Annotated in this window: 16 protein-coding genes; 5 read left to right on the forward strand and 11 right to left on the reverse strand. The window is 70.7% G+C overall.

Features of this window, described 5'->3' with window-relative positions:
- Positions 1-78 precede the first annotated feature (78 nt).
- Positions 79-3,492: a serine/threonine-protein kinase gene (locus AB0I59_RS14265; protein ID WP_358132797.1), complete on the forward strand. Its 3,414-nt coding sequence runs from the start codon at positions 79-81 to the stop codon at positions 3,490-3,492.
- 20 nt (positions 3,493-3,512) lie between these two features.
- Here AB0I59_RS14265 and AB0I59_RS14270 read toward each other — a convergent pair whose 3' ends face one another.
- The 7 genes from AB0I59_RS14270 to AB0I59_RS14300 form a co-directional block, all read right to left on the reverse strand.
- Positions 3,513-5,327: a vWA domain-containing protein gene (locus AB0I59_RS14270; protein WP_358132798.1), complete on the reverse strand. Its 1,815-nt coding sequence runs from the start codon at positions 5,325-5,327 to the stop codon at positions 3,513-3,515.
- A gap of 1 nt (position 5,328) precedes the next feature.
- Positions 5,329-6,390 carry an ATP-binding protein gene (locus tag AB0I59_RS14275; RefSeq protein WP_358132800.1) on the reverse strand — a complete coding sequence of 354 codons (1,062 nt, stop codon included), beginning with the start codon at positions 6,388-6,390 and terminating at the stop codon, positions 5,329-5,331.
- 68 nt (positions 6,391-6,458) lie between these two features.
- Entirely contained in the window at positions 6,459-8,162 is a 1,704-nt protein-coding gene (treZ, locus tag AB0I59_RS14280; protein WP_061255221.1) for a malto-oligosyltrehalose trehalohydrolase, read from the reverse strand.
- A 39-nt stretch (positions 8,163-8,201) separates the two neighbouring features.
- The gene (gene treY, locus AB0I59_RS14285; protein ID WP_358132802.1) at positions 8,202-10,424 is read right to left on the reverse strand and encodes a malto-oligosyltrehalose synthase; all 2,223 of its coding nucleotides are present in this window, start codon (positions 10,422-10,424) and stop codon (positions 8,202-8,204) included.
- A gap of 161 nt (positions 10,425-10,585) precedes the next feature.
- A complete protein-coding gene (glgX, locus tag AB0I59_RS14290) occupies positions 10,586-12,700 on the reverse strand; it encodes a glycogen debranching protein GlgX (RefSeq protein WP_358132804.1) in 2,115 nt (704 codons plus the stop codon).
- An 83-nt stretch (positions 12,701-12,783) separates the two neighbouring features.
- The gene (locus AB0I59_RS14295) at positions 12,784-14,031 is read right to left on the reverse strand and encodes an alkyl sulfatase dimerization domain-containing protein (RefSeq protein WP_358132806.1); all 1,248 of its coding nucleotides are present in this window, start codon (positions 14,029-14,031) and stop codon (positions 12,784-12,786) included.
- The gene (locus tag AB0I59_RS14300) at positions 14,028-15,302 is read right to left on the reverse strand and encodes an MFS transporter (protein WP_358132808.1); all 1,275 of its coding nucleotides are present in this window, start codon (positions 15,300-15,302) and stop codon (positions 14,028-14,030) included. The genes AB0I59_RS14295 and AB0I59_RS14300 overlap by 4 nt, the downstream gene beginning before the upstream one ends.
- Positions 15,303-15,417: 115 nt before the next feature.
- Here AB0I59_RS14300 and AB0I59_RS14305 point away from each other — a divergent pair, with 115 nt between their 5' ends.
- A complete protein-coding gene (locus AB0I59_RS14305) occupies positions 15,418-16,602 on the forward strand; it encodes a PucR family transcriptional regulator (RefSeq protein ID WP_061254940.1) in 1,185 nt (394 codons plus the stop codon).
- 191 nt (positions 16,603-16,793) lie between these two features.
- Here the strand turns inward: AB0I59_RS14305 and AB0I59_RS14310 are convergent, their stop codons facing one another.
- Positions 16,794-17,618: an oxygen-binding di-iron domain-containing protein gene (locus tag AB0I59_RS14310; protein ID WP_358132810.1), complete on the reverse strand. Its 825-nt coding sequence runs from the start codon at positions 17,616-17,618 to the stop codon at positions 16,794-16,796.
- A gap of 60 nt (positions 17,619-17,678) precedes the next feature.
- Entirely contained in the window at positions 17,679-20,978 is a 3,300-nt protein-coding gene (locus AB0I59_RS14315) for an ATP-binding protein (RefSeq protein WP_358132812.1), read from the reverse strand.
- 261 nt (positions 20,979-21,239) lie between these two features.
- Between AB0I59_RS14315 and AB0I59_RS14320 the strand changes: the two genes are divergently transcribed.
- Positions 21,240-21,695, forward strand: a complete 456-nt coding sequence (locus AB0I59_RS14320) for a pyridoxamine 5'-phosphate oxidase family protein (RefSeq protein ID WP_358132814.1) — start codon at positions 21,240-21,242, stop codon at positions 21,693-21,695.
- Between the two features lie 187 nt (positions 21,696-21,882).
- Entirely contained in the window at positions 21,883-22,326 is a 444-nt protein-coding gene (locus AB0I59_RS14325) for a hypothetical protein (protein ID WP_061254944.1), read from the forward strand.
- A 103-nt stretch (positions 22,327-22,429) separates the two neighbouring features.
- Here the strand turns inward: AB0I59_RS14325 and AB0I59_RS14330 are convergent, their stop codons facing one another.
- The gene (locus AB0I59_RS14330) at positions 22,430-22,858 is read right to left on the reverse strand and encodes a hypothetical protein (protein ID WP_358132816.1); all 429 of its coding nucleotides are present in this window, start codon (positions 22,856-22,858) and stop codon (positions 22,430-22,432) included.
- 465 nt (positions 22,859-23,323) lie between these two features.
- On the opposite strand from AB0I59_RS14330, the gene AB0I59_RS14335 reads away from it, so the two are divergent.
- Positions 23,324-23,527, forward strand: coding sequence for a cold-shock protein (locus AB0I59_RS14335; protein ID WP_061254946.1), 204 nt, complete (start codon positions 23,324-23,326; stop codon positions 23,525-23,527).
- Positions 23,528-23,749: 222 nt separating this feature from the next.
- On the opposite strand, the gene AB0I59_RS14340 is transcribed toward AB0I59_RS14335, so the two are convergent.
- On the reverse strand, positions 23,750-24,421 hold the full coding sequence (locus AB0I59_RS14340; RefSeq protein ID WP_061254947.1) for a DUF305 domain-containing protein: 672 nt from the start codon (positions 24,419-24,421) through the stop codon (positions 23,750-23,752).
- Positions 24,422-24,533 lie beyond the last annotated feature (112 nt).

Here is a 24,533-nt window from a genome sequence, read left to right on the forward strand (position 1 = left end):
ACCTTCCTCGCTCGAGGACGTCGCATATCGCAGTAAATCCATCACAACTTTCCGGCGATTCGCGGCATCCAACCCTCCGTGGGCGTGCTGATAGCGGGGGATCCGCAGCATCTGGGCGGTTACTGGTTGGCCGGAAGGCTGGGCGCGGGAGGCCAGGGTGTGGTCTACGAGGCCTATGCCGAGGACGGCGGCCGGGTGGCTATCAAGGTCCTCCACGGTGACCAGGCGGCGCAGTTGGCCAGAGAGGCCACGGCGGCGCAACGGGTCGCATCGTTCTGCACCGCGCGGGTGATCGCCACCGAACTGGAGGGGCCGCGACCCTACATCGTCAGTGAGTACGTGCCGGGACCGAGCCTGCGCAAGGCGGTCGGCGAGGGACGCCGGTTCACCGGCGGTGACCTGCATCGGCTGGCCACGGCGGTGGCCACGGCGCTGACCGCGATCCACGAGGCCGGCGTGATCCACCGGGACCTCAAGCCGGACAACGTGCTGCTGGGTCCCGACGGTCCCCGGGTCATCGATTTCGGCATCGCCAGGACCGCGGAGATGTCGCTGACCGCGACGGGGTTGGTGACCGGTACGCCCACCTACATGGCGCCGGAGGTGTTCACCGGGCAGCGGGCGGGCGCGCCCGCCGACGTGTTCGCGTGGGGCGGCATCATGCTCTACGCGGCTACGGGCGCCGATCCGTTCGAGGCCGAGAGCCTGGGCGGGGTGATGCATCGGGTGCTGTCCACCAATCCCGACCTCGGGGTGCTGCCGGAGGCGTTGCGCCCGCTGGTGGCCGCGGCACTCAGCAAGGAGCCGCTGGAGCGGCCCGCCGCGCGGCAACTACTGATCGCGCTGGTCAGCGGCGGCGTCGGGCTCGACACCGGGCGGCTGCTGGCCCAGGGGAACCGTGCGGCGGCCGACGTGGCCATGGCCGACGTCGACCCCGCGCTCGGCACGCTGGCGGAGGAGTCCTACGCGCTGCTCGGCCCGGCCGAGCGCGAACTGGCGGCCGAGTTCTTCCTGCGGCTGATCACCGTGAGCGAGCGCGGCGAGCTTTCGGCACGGCACGCGGACCTGGCCGAACTGGTGGAGGACAGGCCGCAGTCCGAGGTCGCGGCGATCACGCGGATCGTGAAGGTGTTCGGCTACCTGCTGGGCACGGACGACGAGCAGGTCTGGCTGGCGCGTCCTGCCCTGTCGCATGCCTGGCCCCGCCTGCGGCGCTGGATCGACGCGAACCGCGACGGTCTTGCCGTACACCACCAGATCCTCACCGCCGCGAAGCTGTGGGTGGCGTCCGGGCGCAGGGACGGGGACCTGTTCCAGGGCAGCAGCCTGGAGAACGGCCTGCGGTGGGCGGCCACCGGCCGCAAGCACATCACCCTGTCCCCGGCCGAGCGCGACTTCCTGGAGTCCTCGGAGCGGCTGAGCAGGCGCAGGGCCAAGCGCGCCAGGCTGGCTTCGCTGAGCCTGGCGGGGTTGCTCGTCATCGCGCTGGTCGCGGGTGGCCTGGCCATCTATCAGGGTGGGGTCGCCGACGCCCGGGCCGAGGAGTTGTCGGTTCAGCTGAGCAGGTCGGAGTCGATGCGGCTGGCCACGCTGGCGGACACGACCAGGCGCACCGACCCGCGCCTGGGCATGCTGTTCAGCGTGGCCGCCTGGCGGGTGGGCGGCACACCACAGGCCAGGGCGGCGCTGACCGCCTCGCTCGCCCAGCGCGAGCGGGCGATGTTCAAGGATCCGGCCGGTACGAGTGACACCCTGAGGGCGCTCGGCCGCGACGGGCGCACGCTGGTCAGCATCGACAAGGACCAGGCACGGCTGTGGGACGTGCGCACCGGTAGGCGGACCGCTCTGATCTCCGGGCTGGGGCTTGGCGGTGGGAAGGTGGTGAACGTCGGATTGTCCCCCTCCGGCCGCACGCTCATCGCGGCGACCGCCAAACGGGCGGGGGCGTGGGACACCCGCACCGGGAAGGCCATCAGAACCTGGACGTTCCGCCGGGATGCCGATCTGATCAACGGCTGGGTCGAGGCTGTCATGGAGCACGAGGGCCGGCGGGTGATCGTCGAGGCCGGTGAGAGCGGCCAACTCGATGTGATCGCCGCCGAGATCCCGGCAGCCCGGAGGGGCACCTTGAGCCCTGACGGCGCATGGCTCGCGCGGTACGGCTACGGGACGCTGAAGCTGACCAACATCAAGGACGGCCGGTTGGCGGTGATCGGCGAGAAGGACGGGGCCGAAACGACGGAGACCTGGAACAAGGGCGATCCGGTGTTCAACGCGGACGGGCGGCTGCTGGCGACGGTGGCACGCGAGAGCATCGAGTTCTGGCGGCTGCCCGGCGCCACCTCGCGCAGACAGGCCCCGGTGTTGCTCAGCGAGGTCCCGGTCCGGGGTTATGGGGACCTCGGCGTCATGCCCGTGGGCGCCTTCGACGGCTCGACGTTCCGGTATCGCATGGGAGATCAGGTCTTCTCCGTCGACGTCACCGACCTGATGGCCGAAGCTGAGCCGGAGCCGGTGGACAACGCGGCGTTCAGCCGGGACGGGCGTCACCTGGTGGTGGAGACGGCGGGCGCCAGGACGTTGTACGCGGCCCCGAGCGGAAAGCCGATCGGCTCTCTGCCCGCCGCCGAGAGCACCGAATTCAGTGGGGACGGGCGATGGGTGGCCCTCCTGTCCCGGGGCCGGGTCACCGTCCTGGACACGGCCACCAGGAAGGTCGCGGCCGAATTCACCACCGTCGAGCGCGACCTGAAAGCCGGGTCCTTACGCTTCAGTCCCGACGGCACCCGGCTCGCGTTCACCCTGGACACCCCCTTCACCGGACGTTCCCCGCGCAGGCACGCCGTGGAGCTCTGGGACTGGTCGGCCCGTCGCAGACTGTGGCAGGCGCCCACGGGCATGGTGGTGGACCTGGCGTTCTCACCCGACGGCCGTCGACTGGCCGTCGTCGGTCCCGAGCATCGACTTCTCGACGCCGCCAGTGGAAAGGGAATCGGCGAGCCCTTCGGCGCCAGCGGCAAGGACAGCCTAGGCAGCGGGGTGTACTTCACCCATTCAGGCACGGCCATCGTCGTGTTCGACACGCGCGGACGCATGACTCTGTGGGACCCCGCCACCCTACACATGATCGACACTCCCACCCGAAGTGTCTTCGCCGGGGGCGACGCCTACTCACCCACCGAGGATCTCATCGCGGTCAGCGAGGGCGAGGGCCGCGTGCGGTTGTTCGATCCGCTCACAGGAGACGACTTCGGCCTGTCCGCCGACACCGGCGGCGGACAGGACCCCGAGATCGGCGAGCTGACGTCCGTCGTCTTCTCCCCCGACGGGGCCGACGTCCTTACCGTGGACAGGAACGGGACGGTCAAACGCTTCCCGGCTGCGGCGGAGGCCGTCGCCACGGCCGTCTGCGCACGGGCCGGACGGTCGCTGACCCCGCAGGAGTGGAAGACCTACGTTCCCGCGCTGCCATACCGCAAAGTCTGCGGTTGACCCTGGGGCTTCATGCGTACTCAGCTCATCCGGAAGACCGGGCCTCGGGGACGGAAGGGGAGAAAGCCTCCGGCGGGGATCAGGAAGGCGTGCTCCCGCCGGATCCGTACGACGTCGCACTCGCCGTCGGTGATCACCAGGATCGGCCCCGTCACGGGGAAGTCGTCGGCCCGTTCCAGCAGGTTGACGCCGGGTTGCAGGATCGTGCCGCCGCGGCCCCGGACGCGGACCTTCGCGGCGATGTCCTCGACGGCCAGGTATCCGGCGTCGTACGCGGCGGCGTCGCAGAACACCACGCGAGCGCGCGGCACGTCCCGGGCGACGGCGTACGAGGCGATGGCGCCCAGCGCCTTTCCGAGCAGCTTCACGTCCATCGAGCCTGAGGTGTCCAGCACGACGCCGAAGGTGGCCCGCTGGACGAGATCCTCGGGACGGACCCAGCCGGGGCGCGGGATGTCGGGGGTGGCCGACTGCCGCCGGGACGCCCGGCCGTAGGAACGGCGCCGCTCGACGGCGGGCACGTGCTCCTCGAACCAGCGCGCGAGCGCGGCGTCCCACGGGAGCGGGGGCTGGTCGAGCGCGCGGATCTCCTGTTCGAGACCGGCCGGGATGTAGCCGCGCCCGCCGCTCCGGTGGTAGGCGAGGCCGGTCGTCAGGGCGTTCCGGTAGTAGTCGTCGAGATCGACGTAACGTCCGGGAGCACCGGGACGCGGCAGCGGCTCGCCCAGCACGTCCCCGAGCCCGCGCCCGCGCAGGGTCGAAAGCTTCCGCATCCGCCGCAGCTCGGTGGCGATCCGGTCGTAGACGGCCTCGCCGGACAGCCCTTTGAGCGAGGGGTCGTGGAGCAGCCCCTCCGGCATCGTCCCGACCTCCATCTCGACCAGCCATCCGTTGACGACGTAGTCGCAGGCGATGTTCCAGAGGTACGGATCACGCCATCCGGCGCGGTCGCCGTGGCGCAGCGCGGCGTGCAGCATCTCGTGGGCCAGCACGAACCGCCACTCCTGCGCCGACATCGAGCGGAGCGGGTTGACGTAGATCTCCGCGGCCTGGGCGTTGACCGCGGCCACGGAGATGTCCCAGGCGCGCGCGAGGTCGGCGTCCGCGACGATCTTCATGCCGGTCGCGAGGGCGCCCAGCAACGGGTACGACGACACGAACCAGCCCAGGGCGACGTCCCACGGCTTCTTGACGGCGTCGGTGAGCGAGCTCCGGGCGCCTCCCGCGACCTCGATCGCCTCGGTCGCGGCGGCCGACACCCCGATCGCGAACGCCCGCGGGAAGTCGACGCGCGTGGCGGTCTCCTCCGTCCCCACGAAGAAGTCCGGAAATTTCGTGCTCTGGAATTCGGCCGGCACCTCACCGGCCCGCCACCGGGCGGTCAGCACCCGCTCGTCCTCTTCGGGCAGCGGATGCGGGAGCGGCTCGGGAGGGTGGCCGATCTTCAGCGTGAGCAGGAACCGGTCGACGGCCACGCAGCACGCGGCCCGGTAGGCGGCTCCGGGCGCCCGCCTCGACTCCTGCGTGCGCGTGGCCTCCTCCGGTCCCAGGTCCTCCCAGGTCGCCGTACGCGGGTCGAGGTGGCCGAACCCGGCGTGCAGCAGGCAGTGGGCGAACACCCAGGCCCACTCGCCCGCGTCGGCGCGCCGCTTGGGGTGGTGGTACACGCTGCCGCCCGGCGTGATGTACGCCCACCCGTCCTTGGGCAGCCGCCCGTCCTGGGCCGCGTAGAGGTACCCGCCCAGCGACCGGAACAGCGGATGCCGCCGTACCAGCTCCCATCCCTTGAGTACGGCCTCGTGCCAGGGGTCCGCTTTCTGCCTGCGCGGCGGCATGTCAGCTCCGGGCGGCGGCGAGGCGGGGCAGGTCGCGGCTGACCTCGACGAGGAACCACGAGGGCAGCACCGGAGCGCCGTCGTCTCCCGTCGCGATGACGAGCTGGGCGCATTCGAGCGAGATCTCGGCGAGCTCGACGAGCAGGGCTTTGGCCCGGAAAGCGAGCTGCCTTCCGGACGGCGAGGCGTGGTCCTTCGAGTGCGGCAGCCCACGGACGAGTCGCGCGCGGAACGTCTCGGCCAGGAAGTAGAGCAGGTCGCGGTCCTCCGGACGCCGCGGCCAGGCCGCGTCCCCCTTGATGACGGCCTCCAGGTCGTAGGCGTGCCGCACGGTCTTGACGTACGCGCGAAACCCCGAGGCGTGCGGCGCGGAGAGGGTGCCGTACGCGAGGACGCCCAGGGTGTCCTCGTCGAGTGCCTCGCCGTATGAGTGGACGGCGTCGGACAGCATGTGCCAGCCGCGCGGTGTGGAGAACGGCTCCTCGGTCTTCGGCGGCGGGCTCCACAGGTGGTCGGGCCGCTGGATGAGGTAGTCGACGATCCACGGGTGGATGCCGTGCTCCGCCGCCCATTTCAGCCAGTCGGTGGCCGAGGCCCGCAGGTGGACGTGGACCATCCGGTTGACCAGGGCGGACGCCATGGGCCTCGCGAGGGCGTTGTCGGTCGCGCGGTTGCCCGCTCCGATGACGACCGAGCCCTCGGGCAGCTCGTACGCGCCGATCCGCCGGTCGAGGATCAGCGAGTAGAACGCCTTCTGCACCTCGGGGGCGGAGGCGTTGAGCTCGTCGAGGAACAGGCAGTACGGCTCGTCCCTGGCGATGGTCTCCGGCGGCGCGAACCTGCTCCGGTCGCCCACGATCTGCGGCACGCCGATGAGGTCCTCCGGCGCGAGCTGGGTGCCGAGCAGCGTGACGCAGTGCAGCCCGAGCGACGCGGCGAACGACTGGACCAGGGAGCTCTTCCCGATGCCCGGCGCTCCCCACAGGAACACCGGCCGTACGACGGCGACATGCAGCAACACGTCGGGAAGCTGCGCCGGGGTCACGGTGAGGGTGGCCTGCATGGCACCCAGGTTTCCGCACCCTCTACCGGAAAGCACCCGATTTATCGGGACATCGCGCGGACGGCTCCTCAGACCTGGGCGATGGCGAGGGACTGGGCGGGAAGGTAGAGGTCGCCGTCCATGGCCCGCACCGCCTCGTCGGAGGCGAGCAGCACCCGTTTCGCGCCCGGCGACAGCCGTACGGGAATGGGGAAGGCACCGAAGTTGGCCACCACGCGGAGCGAGCCGCGCTCCATCACCAGGTAGTGCCGCTGCTCGTCGAAGCGGACCCGGACCCGGTCGAGGCGGGGGTCGGCGAGGTCGGGGTGCGTCTTGCGCAGCGCGATGAGGTCGCGGTACCAGCCGAGCAGCGACATCGAGCCGTCGTCGAAGATCTCGCTCCAGTCGAGCTTGGAGCGCAGGAACGTGGACTCCTCCTGCGGGTCGGGGGCCTTCCAGTCGTAACCGAACCCCTCGAACTCGCGCCTGCGCCGCTCGGCCTCGCCGCCGGCCAGCACCGGGTCGTAATGGTCGGTGAAGAAGTAGAAGGGTGTCCCCGCCCCCCACTCCTCTCCCATGAACAGCATGGGCGTGAACGGCGAGGTCAGCAGCAGGCCGGCGGCGATCCAGAGCTGCTCGGGCTCCATCCGGTCGCCGAGGGGCCGGTTGCCGATCTGGTCGTGGTTCTGGACGCAGCAGACGAACCGGTAGCCGGGGACGCCGTTCGCCGGCCTGCCATGGCTGCGCCCGCGGAACGACGAATAGCTGCCGTCGTGGAAATATCCGGATGTGAGCACTTTGGCCAGCGCGGACAGCGGCGCGAAGTCCGCGTAGTAGGCGTGCCGCTCCCCCGTCACCGCCGAGTGGATGGCGTGGTGGACGTCGTCGTTCCAGGCCGCGTGCATCCCGAGCCCGCCCGCCTCGCGCGAGGTGACCATGCGCGGATCGTTCAGGTCGGACTCGGCGATCAGCGTGAGCGGGCGGCCGAGGTTGGTGGACAGCGCCTCCACCTCGCCCGACAACTCCTCCAGGAAGTGCACGGCGCGCCGGTCGTGCAGCGCGTGCACGGCGTCGAGCCGCAGGCCGTCGATGTGGTAGTCGCGCAGCCACTGCAACGCGTTGCCGATGAAGTAGCGCCGGACCTCGTCGGATCCGGGGCCGTCCAGGTTGATCGCGTCGCCCCAGTAGGAGCCCTTGAATCCGTGCAGGTACGGCCCGAACTTCGCGAGGTAGTTCCCCGACGGACCCAGGTGGTTGTAGACGACGTCGAGGATCACGCCGATCCCGGCCCGGTGGCACGCGTCGACGAAGTCCTTCAGGCCGTCGGGACCGCCGTACTCCTCGTTGACCGCGTAGAGGTCGACACCGTCGTACCCCCAGTTGCGCCGCCCCGGGACCGGGGCCACCGGCATGAGCTCGACGAAGTCGGCGCCGAGATCGACCAGGTGGCGCAGCCGCTCCGCGGCGGCGGCGAAGGTGCCCTCCGGGGTGAACGTGCCGACGTGCAGCTCGTAGATGACCGATCCGCGCAGGTCACGGCCGCGCCATTCCTGGTCGCCCCAGGTGAACCTGTCGTGGTCGTAGACGCGGCTCGGCCCCTCCACGCCGTACGGCTGGCGCCGCGTCCGCGGGTCGGGGAACGGACCCTCGCCGTCGACGTGGAAGGCGTAGTCGGCGCCGTGTTCCGCTCCGGCGGCGTGCCACCAGCCGCCGGCTCCCGCCCTCATGTCCCGCCTGGCGCCCCCCGACTCGACCTCTACACGTTCCGCCTCGGGTGCCCAGACCTCGAACATGCCACTCCCGTCGTCGTGATTGGTGTCGCCGTGCACACTTCACCGCCCGAGTATCGCGACCGGATAACGGGACAGGAGATGCCCCATCGGGACGCGTCCGGTGTATTCCCATTCGGTCAGCAGGTCGCGCCACCGTCCCGGAGGGAGCATGAGCGTCTCGCTCCCCCAGCCGCCGCGCCGTTCGAGCGCCACCGGCAGGCGGGTCGCCACCACCAGCGCCTCGTCCCCGCGCGAGAACGCGACCGCGTGCTCGCCCGCCTCCACCGGCGTGTACGACGCCTCCGGGTCGAGCCGTCTCCTGAGCCGCAGGGCGGTGGTGGTGACGAGCAGCTTCTGGCCGTCCCACGTATCGGGGCGAGTGCCGGGGGTCAGGATCTCGGCCAGCAGCGCCCGCCGCGCCCGGAAGTCGACCGGCCGCCGGTTGTCCGGGTCGACCAGGGAGAAGTCGGTGATCTCGTTGCCCTGGTAGACGTCGGGGATGCCCGGCATCAACAGTTGGACGGCCTTCTGGCCGAGGGAGTTGACCCGGGCGTACCTGTCCACGACCGCCGTGAACGCGGCGACCGATTCGCCGCAGACGTCGATCGCCTCCTGGGCGAACCGCCGGATGCCGCTCTCGTATCCGGGTTCGCGGTTCTGCCAGGAGATCGCAGTCTTCGCCTCTCGTGCCGCTTTGAGCAGATATTTCGTGAAACGTTCTGGGGTGATCGGCCAGGACGCCATCAACGTCTGCCAGCCCAGATAGTCGAGCCGGGGGTCGAAGAACACCTCGGCCGCCCAGGAATCCACGGCCAGCGCCCACTCGTCGGGCATCTCGGACAGCACCGCCAGCCGGGCGCGTACGTCCTCGGAGCGTTTCGTGTCATGCGTGGACAGGGTGGTCATGGTCCGGGGCGGCAGGGTCGCGCAGAACTCGTGGAACTCCCCGACGGACACGCCGAACCGGTCCGGCTCCCCGCCCACCTCGTTCAACGCGGCCAGGGGGTACCACCGGTAGAGGGCCGTGTCCTCGACCCCCTTCGCCATCACCGGGCCGCAGGTCTGCTGGAACCGCGTGACCGCCTCGGCGGGGCCGTACAGGACGAGGTCGGCGGCCCTGGCGACCGGGCCGGGATCGGTGTGGCGCGCCGCCTCCCGCGCCGCGCGCCGGACGACGCGGATCGACTCGGTGGACGGAGGCTCGCCCGGATCGACGTACGCGCGGTAGACCGGCATCGCGGTGAGCAGCTCGACCACCGCCTCGCGCAGCCCGCTCTCCTCGACGCGGCCGGTCATGGCCGCGACGAGCCGGTCGACCTCGCCGCGGAAGAACAGGTCGATGACGTGCCGCTTCGCCTCGCGGCGTACCGTCTCGTAGTCCTCGATGACACCGGTGTGGCGGGCGAACGTCTTGACCAGCTGGTCCTCGGACGCCGGGTCGACGAACAGGCGGGTCACCATGTTGAGCGCGTCGTACCCGGTCGTGCCGTCGCACCGCCAGTTCTCCGGCAGCCGCTCGCCGTCGATCAGGATCTTCTCGACCCACAGCGGTCCGGGGACGCGGGGACGCAACCGCTTGAGGTAGCCGCGTGGATCCGCCAGCCCGTCGGGGTGATCCACCCTCAGCCCCTGGAGCACCCCCTGGTCGAGCAGGGAGAGGATCACGGCGTGGGTGGCGTCGTAGACCTCGGGGTCCTCCACCCGCAGCCCGATCAGCGACGACACGTCGAAGAACCGCCGGTACCCGGGGCTGTCGCGCCAGCTGACCAGCCGGTAGTGCTGGGCCGCGAGCAACTCGGCCAGCGGGAGGCGCTCCGTGCCCGGTCTGATCGGGAACTCGTGCTCGTGACAGCGCAGCACGCTCCCGTCCGCTGAGAGGCCGCCGTTCCCGTCGCCGGTCTCGTCGCCGAGCACCGGCAGCGCGACGGGCCACTCCACGTCGAACCAGCGCGCGTACGGCGAGGCCGGGCCGTCCCTGAGCGCCGCCCACAGCGGGGCGTTCCGCGACTCGGGCACCGGCACGGTCATGTGGTTCGGCACGACGTCGGCGACCAGCGGGAGGCCCCGCGCCGCCAGGTCGCGCAGGGCGGGAAGCCCGCCGAACTCGGCCCGCACGGCGGTGTGGTCGGTGACGTCGTATCCGTGCCCAGACTCCGGCACGGCCTGCAGGATCGGCGAGAGGTAGACGGCCCCGACTCCGAGCTCCCGGAGGTAGCCGGTCAGCTCGGCCACGTCCGCGAACCCGAGATCGGGGGTCAGTTGCACTCGGTAGGTCGAGATCACGGCACCACCCTTCGGCGGATCTTCCGGCGCTGGATCGTGTTCCGCGGACCCTCTCGGCCCGCCGCGGTCGCCGGACGGGGCCACGGCGAAGACCCGTGGAACACTCCTTCGGTTTCCGTCTCATAGTGACGGCGCGAACACATCACCGCCAGATCGTCTCTCTAGGCACGGCGCAGAACCCGGACAGAACGGCCGGATACCGGCACCTCCTCGCCGGCCCGGCAGACGCGCGAGTCCGTCGTGACCGGCCGCGCCGTGTCGAGCGCGGTCGTCCACATCTCGCCGTAACCGGTCGGGATGGTGAACCTGATGACGTCATGATGGGCGTTGAACAGCAGCAGGAAGGAGTCGTCGGTGATCCTCCTGCCACGCCGGTCCGGCTCGGTGATGGCGTCGCCGTTGAGGAAGACCGCGAGCGCACGGGCGTAGCCGTTCCGCCAGTCCTGGTCCGTCATCTCCGTGCCGGACGGGGTGAGCCAGGCGATGTCGCTCAGCTCGTCGTGCGAACCGCGCTCGGGTCTGCCGTAGAAGAAGCGGCGGCGCCGGAAGACGGGATGGTCGCGACGCAGGCGGGAGAGCTTCCGGGTGAAGTCCAGGAGCAGCCGGTTCTCCCGGGTGTCCGACCAGTCGACCCAGCTCGTCTCGTTGTCCTGGCAGTAGGCGTTGTTGTTGCCGCCCTGGGTCCGGCCCATCTCGTCGCCGTGGGACAACATCGGCACGCCCTGGGAGAGGAACAGCGTGGTGAGGAGGTTGCGCTTCTGCCGTTCCCTGAGCTGCGCGACGGGCCCGCTCGCCGGCCCCTCGACCCCGCAGTTCCACGACCGGTTGTCGTCCGCGCCGTCCCTGCCGTCCTCGCCGTTGGCCTCGTTGTGCTTGACGTTGTACGACACCAGGTCCTGGAGGGTGAACCCGTCGTGGCAGGTGACGAAGTTGATCGAGGCGGCCGGGCGGCGGCTGTCGTCCTGGTAGAGGTCGCTCGACCCGGTCAGCCGTGAGGCGAACTCGGGCAGCGCGGCCGGCTCGCCCCGCCACAGGTCGCGGATCGTGTCGCGGTAGCGGCCGTTCCACTCGGTCCATCTGGCCGGGAAGTTGCCCACCTGGTAGCCGCCCGGCCCGACGTCCCACGGCTCGGCGATGAGCTTGACCTGCGAGAGGACGGGGTCCTGCTGGACGAGGTCGAAGAAGACGCTCAGCCGGTCCACCGCGTGCAGTTCCCGAGCGAGCGAGGAGGCGAGGTCGAAGCGGAAGCCGTCCACGTGCATGTCGCTCACCCAGTAGCGCAGGGAGTCCATGATGAGCTGCAGTGCGTGCGGGCTCCGCATGAGCAGGCTGTTTCCGGTGCCCGTGGTGTCCATGTAGTAGGCGGGGTGGTCCTCCACCAGCCGGTAGTAGTTGGCGTTGTCGATGCCCCGCATCGACAGGGTCGGCCCGAGATGGCTGCCCTCGGCGGTGTGGTTGTAGACCACGTCGAGGATCACCTCGATGTCGGCCTCGTGCAGGGCCTTCACCATCGCCTTGAACTCCAGCACCTGCTCGCCGCGCTGGCCCGAGCTGGAGTACTCGTTGTGCGGCGCGAAGAACCCGATGGTGTTGTAGCCCCAGTAGTTACTCAGGCCGCGTTTCTCCAGCACGTGGTCGGTGACGAACTGGTGTACCGGCATCAGCTCGATCGCGGTCACCCCGAGCCCGGTCAGATGGTCGATGATCTCGGGGTGACCGAGCGCGGCGTAGGTCCCCCTGATCCGCTCGGGGATCCGCGGATTGTCGATCGTCAGGCCGCGCACGTGCGCCTCGTAGATCACCGTGTCGTGGTACGGCGTGGCCGGGGGCCGGTCGTGTCCCCACCCGAAGAACGGGTTCGTCACGACGGCCCGCGGCATGTACGCCGCCGAGTCGCTGTCGTCGCGGCTGTCCGGCTCGCCGAAGCGATAGCCGTACACCGCCTGGTCCCAGCGGACGGCGCCGTCCACCGCCTTCGCGTACGGATCGATCAGCAGCTTGGCCGGGTTGCACCGCTGCCCCCTGGCGGGCTCGTATGGCCCGTGCACGCGGTAGCCGTACCGCTGCCCGGGGCCGACGCCCGGCAGGTAGCAGTGCCACACGAACCCCTCGACCTCGGTGAGGAGCACCCGCTCCTCGGCGTCCTCCTCGTCGAACAGGCAGAGTTCGACGCTGTCCGCGACCTCGGTGAAGAGTGCGAAGTTCGTGCCCGCACCGTCGTACGTGGCCCCCAGCGGATAGGGGTCACCCGGCCAAATGTCCCTGCGGTCGTTCACTCACGCCATCGTTCCCACCCTCGGCCGACTTTGACAGTTCCGCCGTGTTAAAGACACGTGTCCTGGATTTGTCCCTTCCCCCGTCAGGCGTCTCCGGCGGCCTTGCGTGACTCCTCGGCAGCCCAGGCGAACACACCCTTCGCCATCAGGGACACCTCCGACGCGGCCCGCGCGGCGAACACCCGGGCGCGCACGCGGTGTGCTCCGGGGTCGCCCGGCGCGGCCTGCACGGCCATCTCCGCGAGGTGCCCCGCCAGCCGCTCGTCGCCGTCGGCCAGCGCTCTGAGCGCGGCGTCGCACAGTCGCTCCGCGCCTCCCGCCAGTTCGGCCACGGAGGCGGCGAGCACGGCGTCGGGCGCGGGCTTCAGGTGGGCGGGGTTGCCGTCGTACCAGCCGCCGTACAACCGCCAGATGTTGCGCACCACGAACTCCGGCTCGTCGTAGTGCGGCCGAAGGTAGGGCCGGTCCGCCAGCCGCGCCGGAGGCCGTACGGCCCGGACGATGTCGTCCAGCCTGGCCCCCTCGTTGAGCATCTCCAGGCAACGTCCGACGATGGCCTCCAGCCATTCCGCCGTCTCGGTCAGCGCCTGCTCGACCCGGTCGGCGCCGAAGATCGGGGCGCCGTGGCTCGGCAGCATGGTCTCGGCGCCGAGTGCGGCCATCCGGCGCAGCGCGACGGCCCACTCACGTGGGTAGCGCTGCACCTTCTGGGGATTGCCGCAGTTGGGGCTCACCCAGATGAACAGGTCGCCGGGAAGCAGGATGCGTCGCGACGGCACCCACCCAACGCTCGCGTCGTCGGTCTCGCCCTTGGCGTGGAAGAGCTCGACGGGGCCGACCGTCAGCTCGTCGCGGTACGTCACGTCGGGGTAGCGGTACTCGGTCGGCCAGGTCAGGTCCGGAGCCTGGAACTGCCGCTGGTTGATGACGGCGTTGTAGCCGTTGGTGAGGACGTAACGCTCGAAGCGGGCGGGGATCGCCTCGTGCCCCACCACCGTGGGCCTGGACCGCCCCGCCGCGTCGGCCTCCGCGTCGAACGGGCCCACGCCGGAGACGTGGTCGATGTGCCCGTGCGAGTAGATCGCGGTCGTCACCGGCTCGCCGGTCCACGCCCGCAGTTCGGCGTGCAGCCGCTCCGCGTCGAACGGGTTGCCGGTGTCGAACAGCGTCACCTCCCCGCCGGTGCGAAGCGCGATCGTGTTGCCGAACCCGCTGCGGAAGCCGACGCCGTCGGCGACCTCGACGAAGCCCTGCCCGGCGAGTCCGGTGTGCACGATGCTGTCGGGGACCTCGCCCCGCCAGACGGCGTCGGCGTACTCGGTGATGTTCATCGGGAAGCCAGCCTTTCCTTGTCCAGCTCAGGGCGGATGGCCAGCGCGGCCAGCGCGCCTCCCCCCAGCATGAGCAGTCCGGCGACGGTCAACGCCGTGCCGTACCCCTCGGCCGGATCCGCCGCTCGCTGTACCAATGCCCCCGTGACCACCGGAGCCAGCACGCCGGCCACGGTGGCGACCGCGGTGACGGTGCCGAGGACCGCGCCGCGCTGGGCGGCCGGGGCGATCTCGGCGGCGACCGCGGTGGCCAGCGGGAAGATGACATAGCCGAAGGACGCGGCGACGGTGAGCAGCACCAGATGGGTCGCCGCATCGCCGACGTGAGGCAGCGCCGTCATCGCCGCCCCGGCCACGACCACGGCGACGCCGCCGACCACCCCTCGGGCGATCCGGGTCGAGACCCCGCGCGCCAACAGCCGCTGGGTGAGCACGCCGACGACGACGATGACCACGAACCCGGCGACGTGCCAGACGATCGAGAGCGGCCCGACCTGGGCGAGGCTGTATCCCCTGACCTTCTGGAGATACTGCGGGAACCAGGTGAGCGCCAGTGCGAGCGTCCAGTAGACGGCGAAGCTCGCCGCGACGCCGCCCAGCACGGTCCCGCTGCAGAACAGCCTCCTGTACGGCACGCGCCCTTCGGCCGGCGCCGTCTCGCTCCGTGCGCCGTACGGGCCTTCGCCGCCGCGGCGCAGCCAGAACGGGAGCCAGGCGAGGCCGGCCAGGGCGGTGAAGCCGAACGCCCAGCGCCAGCCGTAGTTCGTGATGATAAAGATGAGAATCGGCGCGCCCAGCGCGACGCCCATACCCGAGCCGAGCGTGAGCACGCTGCTGGGAAGGTTCCGCATCCTGTCGGGGAACCATGTGAAGGCGGCGTGGTTGGCGACGGCGTAGGCCGGTCCCTCGGCCGCGCCGAGGACGACCCGGGTGACCACCAGCGTCCCGAACCCGGCCGCCGGGAACAGCAGCGGGAACTGTGACAGGCACCAGCCCGCCATCATCGCGACGAGGATCCATGTGGAGTCGAACCGGGTCGTCAACCCGCCGACGACGATCCCGGAGAGGCTGAACAGCAGATAGAAGGCGCTGCCCACGGCGCCGAACTCGGTGGAGGTGAGACCGAGTTCGGTCGTGATCGCCTCGCCGGCCAGGCCGAGCACCGCCTTGTCCATGAAGTTCACCATCATGAACAGCAGCAACATCGTGACGACGCCCCAGGCACGCCGCTGGGCGGCGACCGGAACATCGGGTTCCGCGATCGTGGTCATCGACACGCTCCGGGGTGAGGGGTGATCTCACTGTGCAGCCGGGCCGCCGATGCGCACAATCGACCGGAGCCCCAGCCCCGTGGACGCCGAACTATGACATGTCACAATCCGTGGAATGGAACAAGACGGCCCCTCGCTCCTCGCCGCCCGGATCGCGGCCCGCTGCGCGACACAGGTGAACCGGCTCACCCGGCAGATCGTCGCCGAGCAGGAGGCGGTCGTGCCCGGGCTCGCCACACTCCCCGACGCGATCAAGGAACTGGAGATCGCCTCGACCACCCGGCACGGACTCCGCCTCTTCCTGCGCATGGCGCGAGGAGAGGCCGTCACCGACGCCGACATGCGCCTGTTCCGGGAGCGCGCCGCACAGCGGGTCGGCGACGGCGTGCCGCTGGCGTACCTGCTCAGCGGGTACATGGTCGCCCACCGGGCACTGTGGCGGGCTCTCTGCGCGGCCACGCGCCCCGGGGAGGACGCCGGGCTGCACCGGCTCGGCGAGCTGATCCTCACGGCGCTGGAGCGAACGACCACCGCGGCGAGTGAGGCGTATCTGAAAGAGGTCATGCTGGCCGAACGCGGTAAGTCGCTGCGGGCCGTCGCCAGGACTCTGCTCTCCGGCCGACCGGCGGGCGACGTGGCCGCCCGGCACGGAGTGGTGCTCGAACCCGGTTACTACGTGCTCGCCTTCGCGCTCGGTGATCCCTCTCCGGGACCGGGGGGCCGCCGCCGCGCGCGGGCGATCCAAGCGACGCTCGACCGGCTCGCCGACGAACCGGTGCTCAGCTCGCTCGACACCGACGGCGGGCACGCGCTGCTCCCGCTGCGAATCGCCGTACCGGCCTCCCGGCTGTCCCGCCGCCTCGTGGACGCCGCCGCCCCGGTCCATACGGGGATGGCCGTCGCCGGGGACATCGCGGAGATCCCCGGCGCGGCCCGCCAGGCGACCAGAATCGCCGAGGTGGCCCGCGCGGGTGGGCGGCCCAGTGGCGTGTACGGACTCCGCGACGTGCTGCTCGACTATCACCTCGGCGCTCCGGGCGACAGCGGGACCGAGTTGGCGGGGCTGCTCGACATCCTGGAACCCGCGCTGGTCGGGACCCTCGACGCCTACTTCGCCGCCGACTTCGACCGGCGCTCCACGGCCCGCGCGCTCGGCGTCCACCCCAATACCGTGGACAACCGCCTGGCCAGGGTCAGCACCCTGATCGGCGCCGATCCCCGTACCTCGCGGGGCGTCATGTTGATCGGCGCCGCTCTGACCGCCCGCAGACTCAACACCGCCGCCGTCGCGGATCCGTGATGCTCCCTTGGGCGCTTCCGCTGAGACGAGAGGGCGCCTCGGCAGGCGTCGTCAGGGTTTGACCGCGACGGTACACCAGGTGCGCAGCGCGTCCGCCTCGAACGGAACGGCCACGCCCGGGCTCCAGGCACGGCAGTCAACCATGCCGGGCTCGCGCCGGTTCTCTGATCACACGGGGGAACGGGGTCGTCTCAGGCGCCGGATCCGGCGAGGGCGCGGACGGCGTCGATCACCTGGGGGATGCGCGATCCCGTGACGGTCGGGCCGTGCGCGGTCGTGATGGCGGTGATGTCAAGCGCCGCGACCACGTCCACGGACGGCCCGAACTTCCGGGGATCGAGCCACGCGTGCCAGGGACTCATGCCACTGCCGAACGCCCGCACCGACTCCAGATAGCGGGTCAGCGGAAGGTCCTCCGCGTCCGCGGTGATGCTCGGGACCAGCGCGCCGAAGCAGTCGGCGGCCCAGTAGACCCCGCTCCGGTCGTCATAGAGCCCGTACGTCCCCGAGGCGTCGTACAGCGGAGGCCGTACGGCGGTGAGCGTCCGGTCCCCCGCGTCGAACGACCCGCCGTCGGCGATCCACCGCGTACGGCCCGGGGGCGGCTCGAACGAGTGCCGCAGCCGCAGGGCCGTCTCGGTTCCGGTGACCAGCGTGGCCGCCGGGCACAGGTCCAAGGTCGTGAGGAGGTTGCCCACGTGATCGGCGTCGCCGTGGCTGATGAAGATCCACCGGACGTCCTCCGGTTCGACGACGGAGAACACGTCCTGGAGCCACCGGTCGCGGTGGATCGGAGCGCCGGTGTCCACGATGACCGGCTCACGGCCCGTGATCACCATCGAGTTGGTGTGGCGGAACCCCGCTCCGGCCTGGTCGACGCATGGGATGAGCACGACGTCCGGAGCCACCCGGCGCGGCCCGAGCAGGACTTCCGGGCGGGACTCATCCGATCGGTGGGCGGGGACGTCCTTCGGCACCGGCCGCGTCTCCGGGTACCCGTCGTTGTTTCCTGTCATGACGACAGGGTCTCCGGATGGTCTTGTCCACACCTTGGCGCGCGCTTGCTCGGCCGCGCGTCAGCCCACCCGGGCGAGGAGTTCGCGTACGGGGGCCTCGTAGAGCACGGCCCCCGACCTGGCGACGAGGTCGAGCGCGGCCCCCAGGTGCCGGGACGCGGCCTCGTCGTCGCCCAGTCCGAGCGCCAACCTGCCGAGGCACAGGTCGGCCACCGACCAGCCGAGCAGGCGCCCCCCACTCGGAGCGAGCCGCCGGTAAAGCGCCCGGGAGGCGGCGGCGTCCCCCAGCTCCAGACACGCCTCGCTCAACAGGTCGGGGATGAACCGGTAGGCGAGGTCGCCCTCGATGGCGGCGAAATCGGCACGCGACAGGTCCGCGAGGACACCGGCGGCCTCGGCACGCCTGCCGACGTCCAGCAGTGCGGCACATCGCAGGACCATCCACCCCGCCTGGCCCGGCCGGATGGCCAGCATCTCCTCGGAAAGGGCGAGCGCCCGCCCCGCCTCACCCCGTACGCGGAGCACGAGGCAGCGGAACACCTGCTCGCGTACCGCCGCGTCGTCCCTGCCCAGGGCACCTTCGGGATGGACGCGGGCCGACTCCTCCGCCTCGGCGAGTGCATCGTCCAGATCGCCCCGCATGTACGCGCGGATGGCGGCGAGCCACGCGGCCAGGCTGAGCAGCGCCGGCTGGCGGATCCGCCTGGCGGTCTCGCGCAGCCAGGCGAGAAGCGGCTCCGCCGTCTCCGACTCACCCTGTTTGACCAGCTCGTAGTAGTCGGCCTCCCGAGCGAGCCATTCGGAGACGAGGTCGCCCGTCCGCCGGGCCACCTCCGCCATCTCGTCGATGACCGCCTGCCGATCGGCGTGCGTGGCGACGCCCCGCGACAGGATCTCCTGCGCGCTGAGCCCGCGCAGGAGGGACCGGTCGTCGCCCCTGTCCCTGGCCTCCCGTACGGCCTCCGCCGCGAGCGCGACGCTGTCCCCGACCGGCCGGGTGAAGGAGCCGGTGACGGCGGCGGCGGCGAGAAGCTGGGGGCGCCACGGCGAGTCCGCCCCGGCATGCGCGCGCAGGGCCCTCTCGATACGCCCGGCGAGCGCGTCTCCCGCCACCCACTCCTCGTACATCGCCCAGGCCAGCGGATCGGAGAAGCCGAGCACGGCGCGGGCCAGCCGCTCGTCGTCGCCCAGCGACTCGGCGATCTCGGCGGCCTCGTCCAGGGAGGCGCGTACCCGGATGCTCATTCCGGCCGCCGACTGCGCCTCGGCCAGGTCGAGCAGCAGGTCGCACTTCAGCGCGAGATCGGTGACCGGCAGCTGCCCGGTCAGCAGGACGGCGTGGCGCAGGTGCTCGGCGGCGTCCTCGTACGCGAACTGGGCCGTGGCGTGCGCCGCCGCCTGACGCGCGTACTCGATGGCCTTGCCCGCCATCCCGGCGATGACCAGGCCCTCCCGGTAGTGGTGCGCGAGCTCCGCCAGGTGGGTGCCCCGCCGTTCGAGCACGGCGGCCACGCGGGCGTGCAGGCGCCGGCGGCGAAGCGGCGCGAGCCCGTCCCTGAGCACGTCGCGGACGATGTCGTGGGCGAAGCGGTAGACCAGCCCGCGTTCGGTCAGCAGGCGTGCCTGGACGGCCGCGTCCAGCACGTCGAGCACCTGGTCGTGGGGCGTGTCGACCACGTCGAGCAGGACCCCGACCTCGGCCTCACGACCCAACAGCGCCGCGGCGGAGAGCACGTCGGGTGTGCCCGGCGGCATCGCCGCCATCCTGCCGCGCAGCACGTCCGCGATCGCACCCGGCGCGTCCTCGCCGAGATGGACCACCTCGCCCAGGAAGAAGGGGTTGCCGCCGGTCTTCCTGGCCACGTCGGCGGCCCTGCCCGCGTCGACTCCGGCGCGTTCGAGGTATTCGGCGATGGCGTCCTCCCGCAGGCCCCCGAGGGTGACGCGTTCGACATGCGGAAGCCGTATGAGGGTGGACAGGGCTCTGGCCAGCGGCTCCGCCACCTCGGTGTCACGATAGGTGGCCACCACGGTCAGTTCCGGGCACGACCGGGTGGCGGCGAGGAACTCCAGCAGGCGAAGCGACGAGGCGTCGGCCCACTGAAGGTCGTCAAGGATGATCAGCACCGCCCCGTGGCCGCCGACCAGCCGGGCGAACGCCTCGTACAAGGCGAACTCGCCGGTCGCTCCGGTGATCTCGGCCAGTTCTCCGCTCCTGCCGGTCAGCTCACGTACGGCCTGCGCCCACGGCCAGTACGGCGGGGCGCCGGTGCCGTCCCAGCAGCGCCCGAAGACGACCGTGCGGACGTGTCGCGCGGCGTCCTCGGCGAGGCTGGTCTTGCCGATGCCCGGCTCTCCCGCGATGAGGACGATCCGGTGGCCGCCGGAGGTGATGGCCCGGCGCAGCACGTCCGCCTCCGCCGCCCGCCCGATCAGCCGCGTCGGCGGCACGGCCCCGGTGCGCGCGGTGCCGGACTCCGTCCCCGCCACCTGCTCCGCCGAGCCGTTCGCCCCCGGCCGTGTCGCGTCGATCGCCGGAGCGACGGACGTGGAATCCGGGATGAGCGTGGGGCCCCGCATCGCCGCAGGGTCCGGCATGAGCGCGGGGTCCTGCGAGAGGATCCGCCGTTCCAGTTCCCGCGAGCGGGGGTCGGGGTCGAGACCGAGCTCGTCGACGAGCATCCGGCGCCCGTCGGCGAGCAGGGCGAGCGCGTCCACCTGCCGTCCCGCCTGATAGAGGGCGTGCGCCGTGATCCTGCGCAGCCGTTCGCGCAGTGGTTGGTCGGACAGCAGCCGGGCCAGTCCCGGCGCGAGTTCCGGCCCCATGCCGAGAACGAGTTCGGCCTCGGACGCGTCCTCGATGACCGTGAGCCTGAGCTCGGTCAGATGGTTGATGTCGTCTCGCGCCCAGGGTTCTTCCTCGAAGCCGGAGAGAGGGGCACCGCGCCATTCGGCGAGCGCGCGCCGCAGCTCTCCGGCTCCCTCGGCGTACTCGCCTGTGCTGAGCAGCCGCCGTCCCGTGGTGATCCGCTCCTTGGCCCTGCCCAGGTCGTACGCGCCGTCGGGCATGGCGAGCGCGTATCCGCCCGGCCTGCTGACCAGCACGGACGGGCTGTCCCTGCGCGGACGGCCGGGTTCGAAGACACGGCGCAGCTTGGAGATGTACGCCTGGACCGTGTTGACGGCCCGCGGAGGCGGCTCCTCGGGCCACAGCGCGCCGATGATCCCGGCGACGTTGACCGGCCGGGGTGCGGCCAGCATGCAGAGTGCGAGCACGGCCCGCTGCTGGGACGGGCCCGTGTCGAGAACCATCCCGTCGTCCCCGATAACGGACACCGGGCCGAGCAGCCGGAACTCCACTCAGTCACTCCCCTGGTCGTACTGCGCCCGACTTTATCCAGATATCACCGGATCCCGCGGCGCCGGGCGGCCGGTGAGTGGACGGTGGCAGGCCGGTGGTCGGGTGATGGCCGGGCCCGTGACGGCGGACCGAGCGGGTGATGGTCGAGCCGCGTCGGGAAAGCGCCCAGAGTGGACATCCCGGGCCAGATGCCCCGTCAGGAGCGGGGCATGCCCGCGGAGTCCTCGTTCTGTCGGAGCCGCTCGGCATGATCTGGGTGCATGACATGGTGGCAGGATTTCGAGAACGAGGCGCCCGAATTCGCCGCGCGGGTGCGCGCACGGTTCGAGAGCGCGAAACACTGCACGCTGGCGACGCTCCGCAAGGACGGCTCTCCTCGGATCAGCGGCACCGAAGTCGGCTTCTCCGGTGGTGATCTGCGGCTCGGCAGCATGCCCGGATCACTGAAGGCCCTCGATCTCCGCCGTGATCCGCGCTTGGCGCTCCACGGCCCCATGAGCGACATGCCTGAGGAGAATCCCAGCGCCTATCCGGGCGATGTCAAGATCGCCGGAATCGCGCACGAACTGGGTGATCCGGCGCAGTTGACGGAGTCCCACTTCTTCCGAATCGAGATCACCGAGGTGGTGCTGGTCCGGGTCGCCGAGACCAATGACCATCTGGTGATCGAGAGCTGGCATCCCGGTCGCGGCCACGAAACACGGACGCGTCGCTGAGATCACACCGGCCGCGCCGGGGCCACGCCGGGGCCACGCCGGACGCGCTGTTTAAGATCACGCAGACCGCGCTGGGGCCACGCCGGACGCACTGTTTGAGATCACACCGGCCTTCCTGGGGGTCACGCCAGACGCGGAAGCGGATGCGCGTAGTTGGTTCTCCGTTTCATTTGGATGTGGATGGTCGGTGTTCAAGCGCTCGGTTCGTTTTTGGTGGATCACCGCGATCCTCGTCTCCGCACTGCCGTACGCTCTGCCGGCTCTGGGAGGCACCGGCATCGGCCTGTGCCCGATTCAGGGAGGCGAGGAGCGGTACGTGGGCTTCGATCTGCCGATCTTCGGGCTGGTGTACGCGGGCATCGGGTCGGTTCTGCCGCTGCTGCTGCTCGTGTCGGCTCTGGCCACGCTCAAGGCGAGTCCTGCCATGCACCGCATCCTGGCCTGGCTGGGGGCGGGCAGCGCTCTGATCGCGGTTGCCGCCTACGCGCTTCACTCCGCGCTGTTCATTACCTATTGCCCGTCCAACGTGGCCGGGCCGTGGCTCCCGCCGCTGCTCTTCGTCGCAGTCGCCGGGTGCCTCGTCATCGCGGACCTGGCCAGGCGTCGAGGCATGCCCGCAAATGATGCCTGAGCACCGCCTCTGAGAACGGCCCGAGCCTGTCGTGGAGCCGGCGTGGGAGGCAGGGGTACGCCGCATCGTCGTGCTGTCGCCCGTCACTGTCAGCCGATGACGGTCATCGCGTGATCGTTCGTTCGGGGTCTCGTCTGAGGACGAGTTTGGTGGTCTTGGCGGTGTAGGCGGCGGGGCGTCGTCCCAGTCGGCGAGCAGGGTGGTGACGTGTTCGGCGGGGAAGGCGGTGCGTCGGAGGAAGTGCAGCGTCGTCCCCGTCCCACCCGATGTCGGCGACGCATTCGTGGCCGATCGTGAACGGCCCACGGAAAGGCACGTCTCCGCAGATCGACCGGACGACCGGGTCGACGAGTCCGAGCCTCATCCCGGCCTGCAGCGCGCGGGACACCGGCCGATGGAGCGGAAGGATGTCCCCGTCACAGCGGCCGGCCAGGAACGGGCGGACGATCGCGTCACCGGGTCCGGTCAGGACGGGGGCGTCGCGTTCCCGCCAGGAGAGCGTGCCACTGCGCAGGAAGACCAGTTCCCTCACGCGGCGCCCTTCGCTGGCGCAGCCAGATCCGCGTAGCGGATCTGGCTGCGCCGGCCGCGCGCCGCCCCCGCCGAGCGACCGGGTCCAGGTCGAGCTCTCCTCCTTCGCCCCTGCCGCGCTGATCCTTGACGGTGCCTACGGAGACACGGCCGGGATGGTCCGGCCCGAACGCAGGAACTACCGGGCAGAATCCCGACATGTCGGGCCAGGCATCCGTCGGTAGGATGGGAGATGTCCCGGTGCCGCGCGCGGCCGTCTAAGCCATACGTTCGTGCCCGGCATATACATGTGCTAACTTGGGGCCTGTTGCAGTTGTGGTACCCATAAACTCTGTGTGCACCTGACGGGATGTGACCTTCAGGTGCATTTTTGTTTTCTCTGGGATCTCCGGATGGGTTCATCACAGCGACGCCGGGTCCGTGCAGTGCGGTTTCCGGCTCTGCACCTGTTCAAAGGGAGATCGACATGGCAACTGGAACCGTGAAGTGGTTCAACTCGGAAAAGGGCTTCGGCTTCATCGAGCAGGACGGCGGCGGCCCCGACGTCTTCGCTCACTACTCCAACATCGCCGCCCAGGGCTACCGGGAGCTGCAGGAGGGCCAGAAGGTGTCCTTCGACATCACGCAGGGCCAGAAGGGCCCGCAGGCCGAGAACATCGTTCCCGCCTGAACCATGGCGCCCGCCACGAGCCGGGCCCTCACCTTCAACGGTCGAGGGACCCGGCTCGTGGTGTCTGTGGTCCGGGGTCGCGCATCCCCACACTCCCCCACGGTCGAGAAGCAGCGCTCTGACCACCGGAGGGACGGGTGCCGAATCACCGGGACCGCCGGCCCTTCTTCCTGAACCTCCGGTGAGGGAGATTTCGGATCCGGCGACCCGGCGCCTACCCGGTCACTTCAGCTTGGCGAGGTACGCCTTCATTTCCTTGATCTCGGCGGCCTGCGTGGTGACGATCGTGTCGGCCAGGGCCGTGGCCTCCGCGAACGCGCCCGACGCCCGCTCCTCCTCGGCCATCTTGATCGCGCCCTGGTGATGCTTGATCATCATCGTGACGAAGAGGCGGTCGAACGCGGACCCGTCGGCCTTGGCGAGCTTGCCGATCTCGGCCTCGGACAACATTCCCGGCATCGCGTGGTCGCGCGGGTGGGGCTCCTCACCCCAGCCGTCCAGCCATCCCTTGATGGTCCGGATCTCCGGATCCTGCGCCTCGACGATCTTCGCGGCGAGATCCCTGATCCACTGGTCGCCGGCCTGGGTCCGGGCGAGCCCCGCCATGTCGATGGCCTGGAGGTGGTGGGGGATCATCATCTTCGCGAAGGAGACGTCCGCGTCGTTGTGTCCCGGCGCCTCGGTGGCCTCCGGGGAGGCGGAAGGCTCCTCCGGAGTGGTGGGCGTCTCCGACGGAGCGGCGGACGCGGTGCCGGCTTCGGAGGCGGACGCGGTCACGGGGGCCGAGGGTGAAGGACCCGCGGAATCCGTGCCGGAGGTGGAACACCCGGCGAGCAAGGTCAGCACGACCGTACCCGTGGCGACGGGCAGGACGATCCGGCTAAAGCTGGTCACTCAGGAGAAACCTTTCTCAGCGGGGCCACTATGTGGAGGACCGAAAGATGGGCAAGTGTCCATCCGTGATCCCTTTGTCAAGGACCCTACCGCGACCAGCGATCAGCGCTTC

This window comes from Microtetraspora glauca (assembly GCF_040656155.1).
GTDB lineage: Bacteria > Actinomycetota > Actinomycetes > Streptosporangiales > Streptosporangiaceae > Microtetraspora > Microtetraspora glauca.

Bases quoted from the DNA above. Each gene is read 5' to 3' on its own strand.
- AB0I59_RS14270 (WP_358132798.1), bottom strand. From the start codon at position 5,327: ATGCCGCCGCGCAGGCAGAAAGCGGACCCCTGGCACGAGGCCGTACTC.
- AB0I59_RS14275 (WP_358132800.1), bottom strand. From the start codon at position 6,390: ATGCAGGCCACCCTCACCGTGACCCCGGCGCAGCTTCCCGACGTGTTG.
- treZ (WP_061255221.1), bottom strand. From the start codon at position 8,162: ATGTTCGAGGTCTGGGCACCCGAGGCGGAACGTGTAGAGGTCGAGTCG.
- AB0I59_RS14295 (WP_358132806.1), bottom strand. From the start codon at position 14,031: ATGAACATCACCGAGTACGCCGACGCCGTCTGGCGGGGCGAGGTCCCC.
- AB0I59_RS14300 (WP_358132808.1), bottom strand. From the start codon at position 15,302: ATGACCACGATCGCGGAACCCGATGTTCCGGTCGCCGCCCAGCGGCGT.
- AB0I59_RS14305 (WP_061254940.1), top strand. From the start codon at position 15,418: ATGGAACAAGACGGCCCCTCGCTCCTCGCCGCCCGGATCGCGGCCCGC.
- AB0I59_RS14310 (WP_358132810.1), bottom strand. From the start codon at position 17,618: ATGACAGGAAACAACGACGGGTACCCGGAGACGCGGCCGGTGCCGAAG.
- AB0I59_RS14320 (WP_358132814.1), top strand. From the start codon at position 21,240: ATGACATGGTGGCAGGATTTCGAGAACGAGGCGCCCGAATTCGCCGCG.
- AB0I59_RS14335 (WP_061254946.1), top strand. From the start codon at position 23,324: ATGGCAACTGGAACCGTGAAGTGGTTCAACTCGGAAAAGGGCTTCGGC.